Annotated in this window: 20 protein-coding genes; 10 read left to right on the top strand and 10 right to left on the bottom strand. The window is 67.1% G+C overall.

The genetic code is table 11. The features are described from left to right. Positions 1-9: 9 nt before the first annotated feature. Positions 10-993 carry a substrate-binding domain-containing protein gene (locus BLR51_RS06940; protein WP_089845344.1) on the bottom strand — a complete coding sequence of 328 codons (984 nt, stop codon included), beginning with the start codon at positions 991-993 and terminating at the stop codon, positions 10-12. Between the two features lie 229 nt (positions 994-1222). Here BLR51_RS06940 and BLR51_RS06945 point away from each other — a divergent pair, with 229 nt between their 5' ends. The 6 genes from BLR51_RS06945 (at position 1223) to pdxY (ending at position 6223) form a co-directional block, all read left to right on the top strand. Continuing rightward, entirely contained in the window at positions 1223-2248 is a 1026-nt protein-coding gene (locus BLR51_RS06945; protein ID WP_089845346.1) for a LacI family DNA-binding transcriptional regulator, read from the top strand. Between the two features lie 76 nt (positions 2249-2324). Beyond that, positions 2325-2993, top strand: a complete 669-nt coding sequence (locus BLR51_RS06950) for a GntR family transcriptional regulator (RefSeq protein WP_089845348.1) — start codon at positions 2325-2327, stop codon at positions 2991-2993. A gap of 81 nt (positions 2994-3074) precedes the next feature. After that, complete coding sequence (locus tag BLR51_RS06955; protein WP_089845349.1) at positions 3075-3632, top strand: biotin transporter BioY; 558 nt, start codon at positions 3075-3077, stop codon at positions 3630-3632. Continuing rightward, a complete protein-coding gene (gene bioB, locus BLR51_RS06960; RefSeq protein WP_089845351.1) occupies positions 3629-4600 on the top strand; it encodes a biotin synthase BioB in 972 nt (323 codons plus the stop codon). Before BLR51_RS06955 ends, bioB begins: the two co-directional genes overlap by 4 nt. Before the next feature lie 80 nt (positions 4601-4680). Next, a complete protein-coding gene (locus BLR51_RS06965) occupies positions 4681-5361 on the top strand; it encodes an MOSC domain-containing protein (RefSeq protein WP_089845353.1) in 681 nt (226 codons plus the stop codon). A gap of 13 nt (positions 5362-5374) precedes the next feature. Next, complete coding sequence (pdxY, locus tag BLR51_RS06970) at positions 5375-6223, top strand: pyridoxal kinase (protein ID WP_089845654.1); 849 nt, start codon at positions 5375-5377, stop codon at positions 6221-6223. Positions 6224-6232: 9 nt separating this feature from the next. Here the strand turns inward: pdxY and BLR51_RS06975 are convergent, their stop codons facing one another. Next, complete coding sequence (locus BLR51_RS06975; RefSeq protein ID WP_089845356.1) at positions 6233-6883, bottom strand: FMN-binding negative transcriptional regulator; 651 nt, start codon at positions 6881-6883, stop codon at positions 6233-6235. Between the two features lie 212 nt (positions 6884-7095). Between BLR51_RS06975 and pdxR the strand changes: the two genes are divergently transcribed. Further along, on the top strand, positions 7096-8550 hold the full coding sequence (pdxR, locus tag BLR51_RS06980; protein ID WP_089845656.1) for a MocR-like pyridoxine biosynthesis transcription factor PdxR: 1455 nt from the start codon (positions 7096-7098) through the stop codon (positions 8548-8550). Between the two features lie 25 nt (positions 8551-8575). Here pdxR and aroE read toward each other — a convergent pair whose 3' ends face one another. After that, positions 8576-9424, bottom strand: coding sequence for a shikimate dehydrogenase (gene aroE / locus BLR51_RS06985; protein WP_089845358.1), 849 nt, complete (start codon positions 9422-9424; stop codon positions 8576-8578). A gap of 11 nt (positions 9425-9435) precedes the next feature. Further along, positions 9436-10980 carry a GMC oxidoreductase gene (locus BLR51_RS06990; protein ID WP_207543581.1) on the bottom strand — a complete coding sequence of 515 codons (1545 nt, stop codon included), beginning with the start codon at positions 10978-10980 and terminating at the stop codon, positions 9436-9438. A gap of 99 nt (positions 10981-11079) precedes the next feature. Between BLR51_RS06990 and BLR51_RS06995 the strand changes: the two genes are divergently transcribed. Then, positions 11080-11973 carry a helix-turn-helix domain-containing protein gene (locus BLR51_RS06995; RefSeq protein WP_089845360.1) on the top strand — a complete coding sequence of 298 codons (894 nt, stop codon included), beginning with the start codon at positions 11080-11082 and terminating at the stop codon, positions 11971-11973. A gap of 27 nt (positions 11974-12000) precedes the next feature. Here the strand turns inward: BLR51_RS06995 and BLR51_RS27690 are convergent, their stop codons facing one another. Further along, positions 12001-12159 carry a hypothetical protein gene (locus BLR51_RS27690; RefSeq protein WP_165616759.1) on the bottom strand — a complete coding sequence of 53 codons (159 nt, stop codon included), beginning with the start codon at positions 12157-12159 and terminating at the stop codon, positions 12001-12003. A 191-nt stretch (positions 12160-12350) separates the two neighbouring features. Between BLR51_RS27690 and BLR51_RS07000 the strand changes: the two genes are divergently transcribed. Continuing rightward, entirely contained in the window at positions 12351-12665 is a 315-nt protein-coding gene (locus BLR51_RS07000) for an FCD domain-containing protein (RefSeq protein ID WP_089845362.1), read from the top strand. A 145-nt stretch (positions 12666-12810) separates the two neighbouring features. Here BLR51_RS07000 and BLR51_RS07005 read toward each other — a convergent pair whose 3' ends face one another. The 5 genes from BLR51_RS07005 to BLR51_RS07025 form a co-directional block, all read right to left on the bottom strand. Beyond that, entirely contained in the window at positions 12811-13707 is an 897-nt protein-coding gene (locus BLR51_RS07005) for a transglutaminase family protein (protein ID WP_089845364.1), read from the bottom strand. A 52-nt stretch (positions 13708-13759) separates the two neighbouring features. Further along, positions 13760-13951: a hypothetical protein gene (locus BLR51_RS07010; RefSeq protein ID WP_165616760.1), complete on the bottom strand. Its 192-nt coding sequence runs from the start codon at positions 13949-13951 to the stop codon at positions 13760-13762. An 11-nt stretch (positions 13952-13962) separates the two neighbouring features. Next, the gene (locus tag BLR51_RS07015) at positions 13963-14496 is read right to left on the bottom strand and encodes a hypothetical protein (RefSeq protein WP_242656670.1); all 534 of its coding nucleotides are present in this window, start codon (positions 14494-14496) and stop codon (positions 13963-13965) included. 119 nt (positions 14497-14615) lie between these two features. Beyond that, entirely contained in the window at positions 14616-14960 is a 345-nt protein-coding gene (locus BLR51_RS07020) for a hypothetical protein (RefSeq protein ID WP_089845367.1), read from the bottom strand. Beyond that, positions 14957-15271, bottom strand: a complete 315-nt coding sequence (locus BLR51_RS07025; protein ID WP_242656671.1) for a hypothetical protein — start codon at positions 15269-15271, stop codon at positions 14957-14959. Before BLR51_RS07025 ends, BLR51_RS07020 begins: the two co-directional genes overlap by 4 nt. 270 nt (positions 15272-15541) lie before the next feature. Between BLR51_RS07025 and BLR51_RS07030 the strand changes: the two genes are divergently transcribed. Then, positions 15542-15967: a hypothetical protein gene (locus BLR51_RS07030; RefSeq protein ID WP_089845661.1), complete on the top strand. Its 426-nt coding sequence runs from the start codon at positions 15542-15544 to the stop codon at positions 15965-15967. The last annotated feature ends 189 nt before the right edge of the window (positions 15968-16156 follow it).

Below are 16156 nucleotides of genomic sequence, written 5' to 3' on the forward strand. Positions count from 1 at the left end.
CGCCTTGGATCAGAGACCCTTTTCGGCGAGGTCGTCCACCGTGCTGGCGTTGATTTCCAGCAGGTTGTCGGTGATGATGTCCCGCGCATCGGCATCCGGTTCGATCACGCCGAGGCCCGGCACATCCATGCCGGATTCCAGCGTCTCGCCCCGCACCAGCATGTCGCCGAGCGTGACAAAAACCTCGCCCGCCTGTGCCGGATTCCACATGAAGCCCCCGGTCAGCACGCCGGAATGGATCATCTTGCGGCCCTGCCCCGGAGAGAACGGCCCCATGACGTGGATCTCGCCGGTCTTGCGGCGCTCTTCCACGGCACGTCCCGCCCCGATCGGCCCTTGGCTGCCAAAGGCAAGGAAGCCCTTCAGATCCGGGTTGGCCGCGATCAGGTCAAGCGCGGTGGACCGGCTGTCATCGACATTCTCGGCCACGCCATACCGGTCGCCGACGATTTCAAGATCGGGGCGGTTCTCTGCCATCCACGCGATTGCGGCATCAGCCCATGCATTGTGCAGCGGCACCGTCAGCGAGCCGACATAGACCGCATATGTGCCGCCCTCGGGGGTCTTGTCGGACAGCAGCTTGGCATGCGCCTCGCCGAACCCCTCGGCAGAGGCCAGTTCGAAATTCCAGTCGACATTTTCCAGCCCCGGCCCTTCGTGCGAGATCACGATGATGCCCGCGTCCCGCGCCTTCTGCAGCACCGGCTCCAGCGCCGCCTCGTCATTGGGGACCACGCCGATCACGTCGACGCCCTTGGCGATCAGATCCTCGATGGCCTGCACCTGCAGCGCCGGATCGGCGGAAACCGGGCCGATCATCTCTGCCGTCACGCCCAGTTCCTCGGCGCGGCGGGTGATGCCGTCTTCCATGGCATTGAACCACGGAATGCCGCCGATCTTGACGACGATCCCCATGGAGGTTTCCGCACTGGCAGATGTGGCAAGGCCAAAGGTCAGCGCCAGCGCGCTGACCATTCCGGTCAATTTCGTCATGTCTTCCTCCCTCGGCGCGAGGTTTCGCGCCCTCCTGAACGTGCACAACCGATTGTGCTAATTCCGCCGAAAAAACCACGCGACCTTTCCGGGCGTCGTGGCTGCGGGATGCTGCTGAGTTTCCTCAGGTTGCGCAATCGATGTTGCAAGAGAAGCCGATTTCCGGTCATGCTGTCAACAGCCCTTTGCGACCTCTGTCGAAACGTCCCGGATCGAGACTGCCAACCCTATGACAAAACTGCAGAAAGAGACGATTTACGACATCGCCCAGAAGGCCGGTGCCTCGGCGTCGACCGTCTCGGCGGCGCTGAACGGCACGTGGAAAAAGCGCCGCATCGCCAAGGTCACCGCCGAGCGGATCATCGCCATCGCGCAGGAACAGGGCTATTCGGCGAATCTGCAGGCGCGCGCGCTGCGCACCTCGCGCTCGGGTCTGGTCGCGCTGCTGATCCCGGAATACAACCGCTTCTTCTCCAACATCGCGCAGACCTTTTCCGCCGAGGTCCGCGCCCGCAACCAGTGCCCGGTGATCATCTCGACCGCGCGCGATCCCGAGGAGGAACGCCGCACCGTCTCTGACCTGACCGCATGGAATATCGACGCGATCTTTTTTGTCGGATCCGTGGCGCCAGAGGATCTCAGCCGTCACTGCACGGCGGCGCAGGTGCCCCATGTCTTTGTCGACCAGCCCTGCGCCATCGCGCCCTCGGTGGTGACCGACAGCCGGACCGGGGCGCATATCCTGACCCGCGAGATCATCGCAAGCATGCGCGCCCGCGACGTGCCCATCGGGGCGTCGCCCCGCGACACGATCTATTTTGTGGGGGGCGACCGTCTGCTACCCTCGACCCGCAACCGGGTGGAGGGCTTTTCAGAGGCGCTTTATGCTCATCTCGGGCGTCTCGACCCCGATCAGATCATCGCGCAGACCTATGATCTTGACGCGGCCACCGCCTCGATCAGCGCGCTTTACACCCGGCTGGGCGGTCTGCCGCGCGGGCTGTTCATCAACTCCGATTCGGTGTTCGAGGGCGCGCTGCGCTTTCTGGCCACCCTGCCCGAGGCCGAACTGACCTCCTGCTCCTTCGGCGTCTTCGATTACGAACCTTACGGGCAGCTTCTGCGCTTCCCGGTCCATATGATGCGGCAGCGTCACAAGATGCTGGTGCACAGGGCCTTTGCCCTGCTGGACGAGGCGAGCCCCCCGGTCATCGAGATGGTGCAGCCCGAACTTTATCCCGCGCCCCTGCGCTGATCCGGCCCTGCCTCCGTCTAAACGCGGCTCGCAGATCCACGTCGACAACCTGCTGCGGCTGAATTATCTATAATCCATGCAACACGCCCCCGAAGACACCCACGCCACGCGGATCGCCCGCATTCTGGCGGACCGCATCATCACCGGCGAAATTGCGCCCGGCACGCGGCTGCGGCAGGACCATATCGCCACGGAATTCGGCGCAAGCCATGTGCCGGTGCGCGAGGCTTTCCGCGAGCTTCAGGCGCAGGGTCTGGCAGAAAGCCTGCCGCGCCGCGGCTTCCGCGTCACCGACTTCGACGTGGCCGAACTGCGCGAGGTCGCCGAAATGCGGGCCAGTCTGGAAAGGCTGGCGCTGCGCCATGCGGCGCCCCACCTCACCCGGGCAATTCTGGCGGAGGCTGAAGAGGTTACAAGGCGCGGCGACAGCGCCGCCACGGTGCGCGACTGGGAGGCGGCGAACCGGCATTTCCACCGGCTGATCCTTGCGCCCTGCCAGATGCCGCGCCTGCTGCGCGCCATTGACGACCTGCAGGCCGCCAGCGCCCGCTTTCTGTTCGCCGCGTGGCGGCGCGACTGGGAGGCGCGCACCGATCACGACCACCGCGCCATTCTGGAGGCACTGCGCAAGGGCCAGACCGATCTGGCCTGCAGCACGCTGGCCCGGCATGTCGGCTGGATCGGCAAGCGCAAGGCGGCAACAAAAAATGCCGACCCCAGAGAGACTTACGAGATTCTTGGCTAATTATCTATAATCTGGATTGCTGGCGCGCGACACGTCTTCGTAACTATAGATAGAACCGCTATCTTGCAACGGAGTCCGCCCATGTCCTCGCTCACCCTCTCCCTGTCCCGCGCAGCGCCCCTGTGGCGCGGGCTGGTGCTCGCGCTGTGTGGCGCGGCGCTGATCACCCTTGGCGCCAAGGTGCAGATCCCGTTCTGGCCGGTGCCGATGACGCTGCACACGCTGGCGGTGTTCGCGGTTGCCGCAGCCCTTGGCCCGCGCCTTGGGGTGGCGGCAATGCTGGCCTATCTGGGCGCGGGGGCCTTGGGGCTGCCGGTGTTTTCGGGCACGCCCGAGCGGGGCATCGGGCTTGCCTATATGGCCGGGCCGACGGGGGGCTATCTGGCGGGCTATCTGCTTGCCGCCGGGCTGATCGGCGCGCTGGCGCAGCGGCGCTGCTGGCTGGGCCGGGGGCTGGCGATGCTGGCGGGGCTTGTTGTGGTCTATGCCGCCGGGATGGCATGGCTTGCGGCCTTCGTGCCGGCGTCAAAGCTGCTGGCCACCGGCGTCGTGCCGTTCCTGCTGGGGGATCTGGTCAAGATCGCGCTGGCGGCCACGCTTCTGTCCGGCCTGAGCCGGATCAAGGCGCGCGGCCAATGATCCGGACCGACTGGACCATGGCAGAAGCACGGGCGACCCACGCCCTGCCCTTTCCCGACCTGCTGCACCGCGCGCAGACCCTGCATCGCCGCCATTTCGACCCCACCGTGATCGAAACCGCGAGCCTGCTCAGCATCAAGACCGGCGGCTGCCCCGAGGATTGCGGCTATTGCTCGCAATCCGCGCATCACGACACCGGGGTGACGGCGACCAAGCTGATGGCCACCGAGGAGGTGCTGGCGGCAGCAAGGCGGGCCAAGGCCGCAGGCGCGCAGCGGTTCTGCATGGGGGCCGCGTGGCGCAGCCCCAAAGACCGCGACATGGACCGGCTCTGCGACATGGTGCGCGGCGTCGCCGATCTGGGGCTGGAAACCTGCATGACGCTGGGGATGCTCTCCCCCGGTCAGGTGGCGCGGCTGAAGGCGGCGGGGCTGGATTTCTACAACCACAACATCGACACCTCGCCGGACTATTACGCCCGGATCGCCACGACCCGGACCATGGCCGACCGGCTCGACACGGTCGACGCGGTGCGCCGGGGCGGCATCAGGGTCTGCTGCGGCGGCATCCTTGGCATGGGCGAGGCGGAAGACGACCGCATCGCGATGCTGGTGACGCTGGCCACCCTGCCCGCCCATCCCGACAGCGTGCCGGTGAACCTGTGGACCAAGGTGGAAGGCGTGCCGGTGCAAAGCCGCGCAGCACCCGTTGATCCCTTCGCGCTGGTCCGCATCGTGGCGCTGGCGCGGATCCTGATGCCCGCCTCGGTGGTGCGCCTGTCGGCAGGGCGCACGGGGATGAGCGACGAGCTGCAGGCGCTGTGCTTCCTCGCCGGGGCGAATTCGATCTTTGTGGGCGACCAGCTGCTGACCACCGGCAACCCGGCAGCTTGGCAGGATGCCGATCTGCTGGCGCGGCTCGGCATGCAGGTCGCCCCGGCTGCGGCCCGGCAGGGGGCGGCGGACTAGCCCCCGCCGTCTTTTCGCTTGATCCCGGATGCGCCTGCGGGCGAGGTCAGGGCAGGACCGACACCGCCAAGAGGCCCCGCATGACAACGATCACCCTGCTGACCGGCCCCGCCGCCCCCCTGCCCGGCAGCCCTGCGCGAAGCGGGATCGTGAAGCGCCCGGTGGACCGGCCCCTCGCCCTTGGCGCCGAAGGGCTGCAGGGTGACGAACAGGCCGACCGGCGCGTGCATGGCGGGGTGGAAAAGGCGGTGCATCACTACCCGGCGGAGCATTACGCCGACTGGCGCACCGAACTGGGCGCCCTGCCCGCGCTGGCAGGGCCGGGCGGGTTTGGCGAAAATGTCTCCACCTTCGGGCTGACCGAGACCACGGTGGCGGTGGGGGACATCTTCCGGCTGGGCACGGCGCTGGTGCAGGTGTCGCAAGGCAGGCAGCCCTGCTGGAAGCTGAGCCGCCGCTTCGACACCCCGGACATGGCGCGGCGGGTGCAGCAGAGCGGGCGCACCGGCTGGTATTACCGCGTGCTGCAGCCCGGCACCGTCGCCCCCGGCGACAGGCTCGATCTGCTGGACCGCATCGCCCCGGACTGGACCCTGCACCGGCTGTGGCACGCGCTTTATGTCGACCGGCTGAACCGGGACGAACTGCAGGGCCTTGCGGCACTTGACGTTCTGGCCGAAGGCTGGCGCAAATATGCCGTGCGGCGGCTGGACAGCGGTCGTGTCGAAGACTGGACCAAGCGACTGGATGGCCCCGAATGAGCCGGATTTCTTCATGACCCCTCCCCCCTTCGTGATCTCGATCCAGAGTCAGGTGGTCTTTGGCCATGTCGGCAACTCTGCCGCGCTGTTCCCGATGCAGGCCGCAGGGCTGGAGGTGGCGGCGATCCCCACGGTGATCTTTTCGAACACGCCCGATTATCCCACGCTGCGGGGCCGGGCGCTTGACCCGGATCTGTTTGCCGACCTGCTGCTGGGGGCGCAGGAACGCGGGCTGCCCCAACGCGCTGACTATATCCTCACCGGCTATATCGGCTCGGTCGAGGTGGCCCGGAAGGTGGCCGATTTTGTGGCCGGGGCGAAGGCGGCCAATCCCCGGCTGATCTATCTCTGTGATCCGGTGATGGGCGATGCCGGGCCGGGGCTTTACGTGCCAGAGGCCATCGCCGATGTGATGCGCGACCGGCTGCTGCCGCTGGCCGATATCGCCACGCCCAACCCGTTTGAACTGTCATGGCTGACCGGCCACCGGGTTGCCACTCTGGCCGATCTGGGGGCCGCCCGGCATGGGCTGTCGTTGCCAGAACGGACGGAGCTGATCGTCACCGGCTGCAGGCTGGAGGACACCGCCCCCGGCCAGATCGAAAGCGTGCGGCTTGGCCCCGACGGCACCAGCCGCCACCCGACCCCGCACCTGCCGATTGCCCTGCCCGGCACCGGCGATCTCTTTGCCGGGCTGATCGTGGCGGGGGTGGCGCGCGGGCTTGGCCTGCCCGCCGCCATCGAGATGGCGCAGAGCCTGACCTCCCGCGCCCTGACCCATGCGCGGGCGCTTGGCGCGGGAGAGGTGGTGCTGACAGAGCCGGAATTCCGCCGCACGCTGCTGACCCTCGCCCCCGGCTGAGACAACAGCCTAGGGCCGGGGATCGGTCGGCTTGCGGGCGGCAGCATCCAGCATCGCCTGCCCGATCTGCCGGTCCCCTTGGGCAACAAGCGTCTCCCCCGCACTCCGCATATCCTGCGCCGTCTTGTTCTGGCTCAGCTTGGCCTTGCCGACAAGGCGGGTGATCTCGATCTCAAGGCCGACGATGGCCTTGACCAGAGCCGCCGTGAAGTCTTTTGGCGCATCCCCCATCTTCCACGGCACGGGCTGATCTGCCTCGTGTCTTCGGGTCAGCCGGGCCACGTTGCGCCTGACGAAGCCCTCGTCATCCTGAACGGTGATGCGCCCATGGGCATGCGCCACAAGGTAGTTCCATGTGGGAACCTGCTTGTGGGCCTCGTGCTTGCTTGGATACCATGTTGGTGACACATAGGCGTCGGCCAAGCGGAACACCACAAGCACCTCGTCGCCGGTCGTGACATCGGTCCAGACCGGATTGCTGCGCGCGACGTGGCAGCGCAGGGTTCCGTGCTTTCCCTGCGTCCGGTCCAGATCGAACGGGATGTGATTTGCGTCAAGCCCGCTTGCGCCGTGGGTGACCAGAACCCCAAGCGCGGTCTTTTCGATCAGGTCATGAAGAACCGCGCGGTCGGGCTCGTCAAAATGGGGCGGGACATACATGCGGCGTCCTGTCGGTGGCGGTGAAAAAATGTCGGCTCTCGGGAAAGGGCGACGTGTCAGGCACCCGGCATCGCCACGGCTGACGGGGCGGTGTGCGGCGCTGCGGTGGCGGGCGGGCCTGTCCTGATCATGACACTCGAACCTTCTCTTGGATCTCCGGCAGGGTGGCGGCAAACTGGATCAGATGAAACGTCCAGTTGGCAGAAATTGAGATGGTCCAGTTCAGGGCGGACGGGCGCGGGGGCAAACCGGGAGCCCGGCAGATATATGAGGCGCTGCGCGACCAGATCATCGCGGGCGTCTACCCGCCGGAAAGCCAGATCCCGTCCTCGCGCGGGCTGGCGGACGAGCTTGGCGTTGCGCGGACAACCGTCACGGTCGCACTGGAACAGCTCGCCGCCGAAGGCTTTATCGAGATCACGCAAGGCAGGCGGCCCCGCGTCGTGTCCTCGCCGGTCAGACCGGCACCCAGCGAGCCCGCCGCGCCGCGATCCGGTCCGGTCCGTCTGTCGGCTTATGGCGACCGTCTGCGATCGGCCCTGCCCTGGACAGGCGACCTTGCGACCGCGCCGCAGATCGACTTCCGCTATGGCGATCTGGCACCCGGAGATTTTCCCAGCCTCCTCTGGAGGCGTGCCCTGACCGAGGCGCTGGCAAGACGGCCGCAGCGGCTGGCCTATGACGACCCGCGCGGATCGCTGCGCCTGCGTCAAGCGCTGCAGGGCCATCTGTGGCGGGCCCGGACGATACGCTGCGATCTGGATCAGATCATGATCGTCAACGGCTCGCAGCAGGGTCTTGATCTCTGCGCGCGCCTGCTTCTGGACCCGCGCGAGCGTTTCGTGATGGAGGATCCCGGCTACCGGATGGCGCGGCAGGTCTTCGAAGCGACCGGCGCCACGCCGGTTGCCATCGATGTCGATGCGAACGGAATGAGGACGGCAAATCTGGAGACTGTCGAGGCACGGCTGGCCTATGTGACCCCGTCGCATCAATTCCCGCTTGGCGGCGTCATGCCGGTTGCGCGTCGGCACCAGCTTCTGGACTGGGCGCGTGCCCGCTCCGCCTATGTGCTGGAGGATGATTACGACAGCGAATATCGCTATGACATCAACCCGGTTCCGCCGCTGCACAGTCTCCAGCCCGATGCCGCCGTCATCTATCTTGGCACGGTGTCAAAGACGCTCTCCCCGATGCTGCGCATCGGCTATCTGGTGGTTCCCCCCGAACTGGTCCCGGTTTTCGGCACCGCCAAACAGATCACCGACCGGCATTCCCCCATTGCCGAACAGGAGGCTCTGGCCCGCCTGATCGAAACCGGCAGCTACGAGCGGCATGTCCGCCGGGTGCGCAGGCTGAACGGCGAACGGCGCGTCACCCTGCTGGCGGCGTTGCGGCGGCATTTCGGCGACCGCATCAGGGTGCAGGGGGCAGAGGCCGGGCTGCATGTCGTCGTCTGGTTCGATCATCTCCCCCGCGCGCGGGAGCCGGACGTGATCGCAGCCGCCCGGCGCCTGGGCCTCGGGCTGCACCCGATCTCGCCGCTTTACGGGGGGTCGGCAGGCGGACCGGACCGCGTCGGTCTGGTCATGGGCTACGCGGCGCTTGGCCTCCGGCAGATCGAGAAAGGCGTCGATCTGCTTGCAGAGGTCATCGCGCGGCTATGATGCGCCCGGTCGGGCCCCGCCCTCGTTACAGATCAAGGTCAAGCAGTGCCTGCCGCATCACTTCGGCATCCGCATCAATCCCTGTCCAGTATTTCAGCCCGATCACGCCTTGGCCGACCAGCATCCCCAGCCCGTCCGCGGTCCGGCAGCCGCGCGCCTGCGCCGCCTGCAGCAGCCTCGTGCGCGGCGGATTATGGATGCCGTCCGACACGACCATGTCGGGCTGCAGGCTGTCGTGGTCGATGTCCGGGGTCGCCTCCACATCAGGGTAAAGGCCGACAGAGGTGGCGTTCACCACGATGCCGGTTCCTGCGGGGATGGCAAAAGTGCCGTCCCACGGATGATACACGGCCTCTGCCGGGGTCTTTTCGGTGATCAGCCGCGCCAGGGTTTCGCCCCGCGCCGCGCTGCGGTTGACGATGGTCAGATGGGTCACGCCCGCAAGCGCCAGTTCCACCGCCACGGCCCTCGCCGCCCCGCCTGCCCCCAGCACCACCGCACGATGTCCGGCAGGATCGCAGATCTGCCTCAGGGCGCGGACGAAGCCCTTGCCGTCGGTGTTTTCTCCGATGAGCTTGCCGTCGCGGGCGACGATGGTGTTCACCGCGCCGATGATCCGGGCGGAGTCGCCCAGCCCGTCAAGATGGTCGATCACCGCGACCTTGTGCGGGATGGAGCAGTTGAAGCCGCGCCAGCCCATGGCCCGCGCCCCGGCCACGGCAGCCCCCAGATCCTCCGGCGCCACTTCGCAGTTGATGTAGCGCCACGGCAGGCCGTGATGCCTGAACGCGGCCTCGATCATGGCCACGGTCGGGTTCTCGGCGGCGGGGCAGGCAAAGGAGCCGGTGAGAGGCTGGAGGAAATCATGCGACATCGGAGATCCTTTCAGGCAGCGGCAGAGGTGCCGAGGCTGCGCGCCAGATGGGCGCCGACGCGCAGCCCTTGGGCCGCGATGGTCAGCGCGGGGTTCACGGCGGCGGAGGACGGGAAACAGCCCGCATCCACCACGTGAAGGTTGGGATGGTCATGGGCGCGGCACAGCGCGTTGACCGCAGAGGTGGCCGGATCGTCGCCCATCCGCACGGTGCCGCACTGGTGCGACGGGGCCTCGATCCCGAAGCTGTGGCGCAGGACCAGCGGAAACCCGATCCGCCGCAGAAGCCTGCGGACATGCCGCACGAAGCGGTCATGCGCCGAAAGATCGGCCGGATGCCACGTGACCTCGGGCGTGCCGTCCGGCATAAGCCGCACGCGGTTGCTGGCCAGCGGCGGGTCTTCCGACATGACCAGCCAGTCCACGCTGTGCCGCCCCAGCCAGTTGGCAAGCGGCTTTGGCGTGGCGGGATAGGCCGCGCGGATCATCGGGCCGCGGATGTTGCCCAGCATCTGGATATTGCCCCGCGCCATCGGATCCCCGGAAATGCCGCCGTAAAAATCGTTCACGGACAGGGTTTTGGGAAAGGGCGTGGCGTTGATCTCGAACGGCAGGACGCCCATCAGCCCGGTCAGGTGGTGGTTCATCAGATAACGCCCCACGACGCCGGACCGGTTGGCAAGGCCATCGGGGCAGCGGTCGGTGGCCGAGCGGAGCAGGATCAGCGCCGAATTGACCGCGCCCGCGCTCAGCACGACCTGCGGGGCCTCGATGTGCTGCAGCACGCCGTCCCGCAGCACCTCGACAGCGGTGATGTGCCGCCCCTGTGCGTCATGCAGCAGACGGCGCACTTCGACTCCGGTGCGGATCTCGACATTGGGCATGGCCTGCAGCTGCCGGATCAGCCGCGTTTCGGCATCGCCCTTGGCGCCGAAGCGGCAGGCGAAAGCGTCACAGGTGCCACAGAGGGTGCAGGCCCCGCCGGGGCCGTAATCCACCGCCGCAGGCATATGGAACGGGTGCAGCCCGGCGCCCGCCAGCCGCTCCGCCATACGCCCGATCAGCGGCGCATGCGGCACGGGCGCATGGGCGTAATCCGCCTGCCGCCACGGCTCTGTCGGATCGGTTCCGGCAGCGCCCCTGACCCCGAAGATCTGCTCGGCCTGCGTGTAGAACGATTCAAGCTCGGCATAGCTGACCGGCCACGCCGGAGAGACGGCCTCCTCATGCTGCGTTTCGGCGAAGTCGCTCTCGCGGAAACGGAACATGGCGGTGCCGTAGAATTTGGTGTGCCCGCCAAGGTAATAATACTGGCCGGGGCGGTAGCGGCGCCCGGTCTCGTCCTGCCACTGCTCCTGCGTCCGGTAGCGGTTTTGAACGAAGACCGCTTCGGCATCGCTCGGTTCCGGCTCGTCCGGCAGGGCCTTGCCGCGTTCCAGCAGAAGCACGCGCATCCCGGCGCGCGCCAGCTGCAGCGCGACGGTGCCGCCACCAACCCCGCTGCCGATCACGATGACCTGCGGGCTGTCCATCTGCTGCTGCCTTATGTCGTTCATGCCGGGCTCCTCCCTCCCCAACCTAGCCGCTGCCCGCTCTGGCACCATTCCCAACCCCTGCGTCTTCTTGTACGATTGCCGCATGAGGAAGGAGACAGGATGCAGCCCTGGTTCGAAGCCGTCACGATCCCCGAACGCCAGAGCTGTCTGGTCTATGACCGCCGCCTGCCGGAATTCGGCTTCAACTGGCACTACCATCCCGAATACGAACTGACGCTGACGCTGGGCAGCCGGGGCACGCGGTTCGTGGGCAGCGACGTGGCCCCCTATTCCGAGGGTGATCTGGCGCTGATCGGCCCGAACCTGCCGCATGCCTGGCACTCGCACGACCTTGCGGACGGGGCGGCGGAACATCGCGCCGTGGTCTGCTGGTTCACCGAAAGCTGGATCCGGTCCGTGCTGCGGGTGATGCCGGAACTGGGGCCCATCTCGGCCCTGCTGGCAGAGGCCGAAGGCGGGGTGCTTTTTGGCCCGGCCCCGCAGATCCGCGCCCGCATCCTTGATCTGTGTGATCTGCCGCTGGCAGAGCGGGCGCTGCGCCTGACCGGGATCCTGCTCGACCTGTCGCAGCAGACCGACCGGCGGGCCCTGTCCGCCACGGCACTGGCGCCCGAAGGCCTGCCGCGCGACCAGCGGCGGATGGAGGCGGTGCTGGCCTATCTGCACAAGAACCTCGACGCGCCGATCCGGCTCGCGCCGCTCTGCGCGCTGGCGCATGTCACCGAAAGCCAGCTGCAGCGGATTTTCCGGCGCAGCACCGGGCTGTCGGTCAGCGCCTATGTGACGCGGCTGCGGATCGGGCGGGCGGCAACCCTGCTGGCCCGGACCGACCAGCAGATGTCGGCCATCGCGGAACAGTGCGGCTTCCATGACGCGGCGCATCTGGCGCGGAAGTTCCGGCAGACCGCCGGCACCACCCCCTCCGCCTATCGCCGCGACTTCCGGTCCCGCGGCGACCCCTGCCCCGAGGGAGGCTTTCCCATGCGGAAATAGCCCGGATCACCGCCAGACCCGCAGGCGCTAAGTTCCGGGCCTGCAGGGAAATCCGATCAGGTTGCGGCGCAGCAGGCTTTCCTGCGTGCCGCCCGCGATATGCGGTGTCAGCAGCAGGCTGGGGGCGGTCAGGACCGCCTGCAGTCTCACCGGGCTGGACACCGCAGAAGCGGTCGTGTTTCGCAAGCGCCTCCAGCGACATCGGCTTTTGGAATTTCCGGCTAGGCTGCCGCCCTGTGTCGCTGCAATGGCAGGTGGTGGTGGCGCGCATCCCATCGGCCGCTTCTGCCGTCAGAAGGGGCATGTGCCTAGATTGAGGTCGCCGCTCTATGTGCGCCCCTATGCGAGGGCTCACAAAAGCTGCTCCATGAGGATCTATGCGCGCTGCTGCGAGGACTGGTCCGCGTTGCTGCAATACCGAAGCTGCACGCATCCGCGTATCCGGCCTCGGCCAGCAGGGCCCGGGCCTTGTCGGGGTCATGCGGCGTGCGCGAGGCGCTGCTGCAGCTTGCGGGGATCTGGTCATCAGCCTGCGCCACCGCGTCGCGCAGATCTCCGAACGGATCGCCGACATCGTGCGCCAGCATCGCAGCATTGTTGCAGCTGTCCGCGCGCGCGACATCGATCAGGCGGTCCGCGCGGTGCAGGAACATTGCGATTCCGCGCGCGACGATCTGCTGGCCCGGATGTAGCCGCAGCCGCAATGCCCTGCCGGCACGAAAACCCGCGTCAGCAGGGTGCGCTGGCGCGGCAAGGTCGGGTCCGGGATCCGGGGGCGGCAGACGCTGCGCGTCGGGGGCTGAAGGTCAAAGCCCGGAACCCGGTCCGGCAGTTCGGTCAGGCGTCCTGCCGCTGCGCCATGCTGTGGCTGCCGACGCGCACCGACACCTCCACCGACAGATCGCGGACGGCGTTCGGGTCTCCGGAAAAGCTGCCGGACACCGGCACGACCAGATGAATGTCGCGGCCGACCGCGACCGGCACAAGGTTCTGGGATCCGACGCTTCGATTGGTCGGATCAAAGGCGATCCAGCCCGCGCCGGGCAGATAGATCTCGACCCAGGCATGGGTGGACCCGGCGCCTGCAGACCCGACGCTGCCGCCCTCCGGATCGGAGAGATAGCCCGAGACGATGCGCGAGCCCAGACCCAGCCTGCGCGCGGCTTCGGCCAGCAGCACCGCAAAGTCGCGGCACGAGCCCCAGCCGCGGTCGATGGTCTCGATCGGGGACTGGGTGCCTTCGGTTTCGCGGCTTTGATAGGACATCTGCGTGAACACGCCATTGCTGATGTCCTTCAGCAGCGACAGCGTGTCCGTGGGACGCCCCATCACGAACCCTTCGACCCAGCGGGAAAACCGGCCATCGGGATCGGCATATTGCGGCACGGTCAGCGCGCCCAGATCCGTCCAGTCATCGGCACTGTAGATAAAGGGATAGCTGGCGGCAGAGGCGGAGATGGCAAAGACCGGCCATTCCGGCGCGGTCAGTTCCAGCCTTGCCCGGCTTTCGATCACAAGATGATCCGTCGGCGCGTCAAACGTGGCGGTGGCGATGGCATTGCCCGCAACATCATGGGACCAGGTCACGGTGGCCTGCGGCGTGATGGTCAGGCTGTGCGAGAACAGCCGCAGTTCCCGGGTTTCGCGGGGACGCAGCATCAACCGGTGCGGCCCCAGCAGAACCTTGTGCCGGTACCGGTAGGTGGTCTTGTGAAAGGTTTCGAGGCGAAACAAGATGGAGTCCAGTCTGTTATGAGGGCAAAGCGGCGCGTGCGCCGCTTCCGGGTCAGCGGCGGCGGGAGGAGACCGGGCCGGAAAGCGCGCTCTGCCATGCCTTCAGCCCCTTGCAGCGGCGGCAGATCCGCTCTCCGAAACCTTCGCTCCAGAAGACGGTGCTGCAGCGCAGGCAGCGGCGTTCGCGGGGCACATCGCCCGCGGCTCTTGGCGGCGAAATCTCGGGGGCGGACTGCTCTGTCATGGCCATGTGTCTCATGAGGAAGTGCCTCCGGACGGCAGGGTCAGGGGGGCCGCCCCCACCTGTGGCGACACACTGGCGACACCCGCCGCAGCCTCGGGCACCGCGCTGTGCCGCTTGGGGTCATCCTGCGGGCCGAAATGCGGCGCGCCCTCGCCGGGCGGCGTGGTCAGGTTTCCGGCATAAAGATGCCGCAGATCCGCTTCCGACACACCGTCCGCCTGCATGACAAGGCGCACCATCGGATCGACAAGCATCTCTTCCAGAAAGAAATCCGACAGCGCCCGGCCCGACAGCTTGTCCTTGGCGCGGGCGTGATCCAGATCCGCCAGCGACACGGTCAGCGTGCGCGTCAGCCCGGGATGGGACACCAGAGGATGCAGCCTGACCAGCACGGAGGCTTTCCATGCCTCGGCGCGCTGGCTGTCGGGGGGCGACATCAGTTCGGTTTCGATCTCGTATTCCCCGGCGGGCAGCGTGTCGCCAAATCCCGGCACGGTGAACGGGCGGGAAAAGACGGCCACCGTCTTGCTGATCTGGTTTTCCATTTGGTGCGGTCTCTCCCATAGGGCGGGGGCAGCCTGCCCCCTGTTTCCGACCGGGGCGCGGGGCCGGTCCAAAGGTCTGGATGTCACGGGCGCGGGCAGTCCCGATGGCCCCGCAACGATCAAAGTTCGAGCGCCGCGAGACAGGCCTGCGCGATATCCCGGTCCGGGCCGTCCGTTCCCGGCACCGTCGCCCAACCGCCCGCCATCAGCGCATTGCGCCGTTCATAAGACGATGCGGCCCGGATCGTTTCCATCTTCTCGTCCCGCGCCGGATCCTGCTGCGCCATGTCCAGACATACCGGCACCATGGAGGCCACGACATCGCCCCGCGACATTTCCATGGCCTGCGCGTTCGCGGTCCTGCCGGTGACCCAGCCACCCCATGTAAAGCCAAGGGCGGCAACAAGGATCGCGCCGGTCAGCGCGCCGTAAAGTCCGGGCTTCAGCCAGTCGGGAGTGGTCATGTTCTGTCCTCCAGCGGAGAAAGCGCCGCTTCGCTGTTTTGCCTGGTCTGGGTCATGGCCCCGTCCCGGCTTAGCACGGCGACCAGTTCCCGGTCGGAAACCGCGCGCATTTCGGCAAGACCGGGTTGGCTGTCGCTGTGGCCCACCATCAGATAGGTCGCCGTCCGCAGCCACGTCTCAAAACTGAAGCCCTCAAGAAGCTCTTCTTCGACGATAATTTCGTAATCGCCTGCGGGCAGCTGCCCCGCATATTCCCGCAGGGCAAAGGCATTGGAAAACGTCACCGTCGATCTGGCAGACCGCATGGTCATCCTAGGTCTCCGTCATGTGGGCAAATTGACACGTTCCGCACCTCCTCGGCTTGAGGACCGGCACAGTTGAACGACTTCCACTCTTCTAGGTCAGAATCACGGGCGGGGCGCTGACACATGTTAGTCCCGCCTTCGAAAGGCCACACACGCCCCCGGCGCGCAGGATGCGGCACAGGCACTGACCTGTGTAAGCGCGCCGGAGCCGGTCCGCGCCTAGGCTCCGGAAAACACGGGGGCAATGCGCGCCCGCAACCCATGAACGGAATGATGATGACCCGACTCCGTGGTCTCTACCCGCATCCCCAAGAATTCGAGCGGTTTCTCTATGCGCCTGTCGGCACGGACAGAAAGGGATCCAGCGTGACGGTGCTTTCGGCGCTGGCGCGGCTGGGACTGGATCCATGGACCGAAACCGCCGCCCTTGTCGCCCTGAGCCGGGATGCGGCGCGCGTCCGGCTGGGTCTGCTGCTGTCAAAGGTCTGGGACGTGCCCGCGCTGGGGCGCGATCACGGAACGGTCGCGCAGGAACTGACCCTGCTGCTGCCCGACACGCCGCCAAAAACCGCGCCGACATGGCAGGCTGCCCCCCTTGCCGCTGGCCGTCTGGGGTCAGGCACCGCGATCTGGACGATCCTCGCGATCCTCTTTGTTGTGGCGCAGCTTCTGTTCGGCGGCCTGTTCGGGTCCGGCGAATGAACCTTCAGGCATCCCGCGCCTCTTGCTGCCGGGGATGCCAAGGCGCCGCCGCGTCAGATCCACAGCGGCGGCCAGTCCTTGCGTTTTTGTCAAAAAAACGACCCATGGGCCGCGCGGGCACTAACCTGCATCAGTGCGGCCGGCCTCTGGCCCCGGCACTCTGAACTGTGGCCGCTGCGTGTTTGGCGG

Origin of the sequence: Salipiger marinus (genome assembly GCF_900100085.1) — a bacterium.
Classification (GTDB): domain Bacteria; phylum Pseudomonadota; class Alphaproteobacteria; order Rhodobacterales; family Rhodobacteraceae; genus Salipiger; species Salipiger marinus.

Coding starts and splice junctions, on each gene's coding strand:
- BLR51_RS07015 (WP_242656670.1), bottom strand. CDS start 14,496: ATGGAAAACCAGATCAGCAAGACGGTGGCCGTCTTTTCCCGCCCGTTC.
- aroE (WP_089845358.1), bottom strand. CDS start 9,424: ATGTCGCATGATTTCCTCCAGCCTCTCACCGGCTCCTTTGCCTGCCCC.
- BLR51_RS06990 (WP_207543581.1), bottom strand. CDS start 10,980: ATGAACGACATAAGGCAGCAGCAGATGGACAGCCCGCAGGTCATCGTG.
- BLR51_RS06950 (WP_089845348.1), top strand. CDS start 2,325: ATGCAACACGCCCCCGAAGACACCCACGCCACGCGGATCGCCCGCATT.
- BLR51_RS07020 (WP_089845367.1), bottom strand. CDS start 14,960: ATGACCACTCCCGACTGGCTGAAGCCCGGACTTTACGGCGCGCTGACC.
- bioB (WP_089845351.1), top strand. CDS start 3,629: ATGATCCGGACCGACTGGACCATGGCAGAAGCACGGGCGACCCACGCC.
- BLR51_RS07025 (WP_242656671.1), bottom strand. CDS start 15,271: ATGACCATGCGGTCTGCCAGATCGACGGTGACGTTTTCCAATGCCTTT.
- BLR51_RS06975 (WP_089845356.1), bottom strand. CDS start 6,883: ATGTATGTCCCGCCCCATTTTGACGAGCCCGACCGCGCGGTTCTTCAT.
- BLR51_RS07010 (WP_165616760.1), bottom strand. CDS start 13,951: ATGACAGAGCAGTCCGCCCCCGAGATTTCGCCGCCAAGAGCCGCGGGC.
- BLR51_RS07030 (WP_089845661.1), top strand. CDS start 15,542: ATGACCCGACTCCGTGGTCTCTACCCGCATCCCCAAGAATTCGAGCGG.
- BLR51_RS06940 (WP_089845344.1), bottom strand. CDS start 993: ATGACGAAATTGACCGGAATGGTCAGCGCGCTGGCGCTGACCTTTGGC.
- pdxR (WP_089845656.1), top strand. CDS start 7,096: ATGGTCCAGTTCAGGGCGGACGGGCGCGGGGGCAAACCGGGAGCCCGG.
- BLR51_RS06945 (WP_089845346.1), top strand. CDS start 1,223: ATGACAAAACTGCAGAAAGAGACGATTTACGACATCGCCCAGAAGGCC.
- BLR51_RS06965 (WP_089845353.1), top strand. CDS start 4,681: ATGACAACGATCACCCTGCTGACCGGCCCCGCCGCCCCCCTGCCCGGC.
- BLR51_RS06995 (WP_089845360.1), top strand. CDS start 11,080: ATGCAGCCCTGGTTCGAAGCCGTCACGATCCCCGAACGCCAGAGCTGT.
- pdxY (WP_089845654.1), top strand. CDS start 5,375: ATGACCCCTCCCCCCTTCGTGATCTCGATCCAGAGTCAGGTGGTCTTT.
- BLR51_RS07000 (WP_089845362.1), top strand. CDS start 12,351: ATGCGCGCTGCTGCGAGGACTGGTCCGCGTTGCTGCAATACCGAAGCT.
- BLR51_RS06955 (WP_089845349.1), top strand. CDS start 3,075: ATGTCCTCGCTCACCCTCTCCCTGTCCCGCGCAGCGCCCCTGTGGCGC.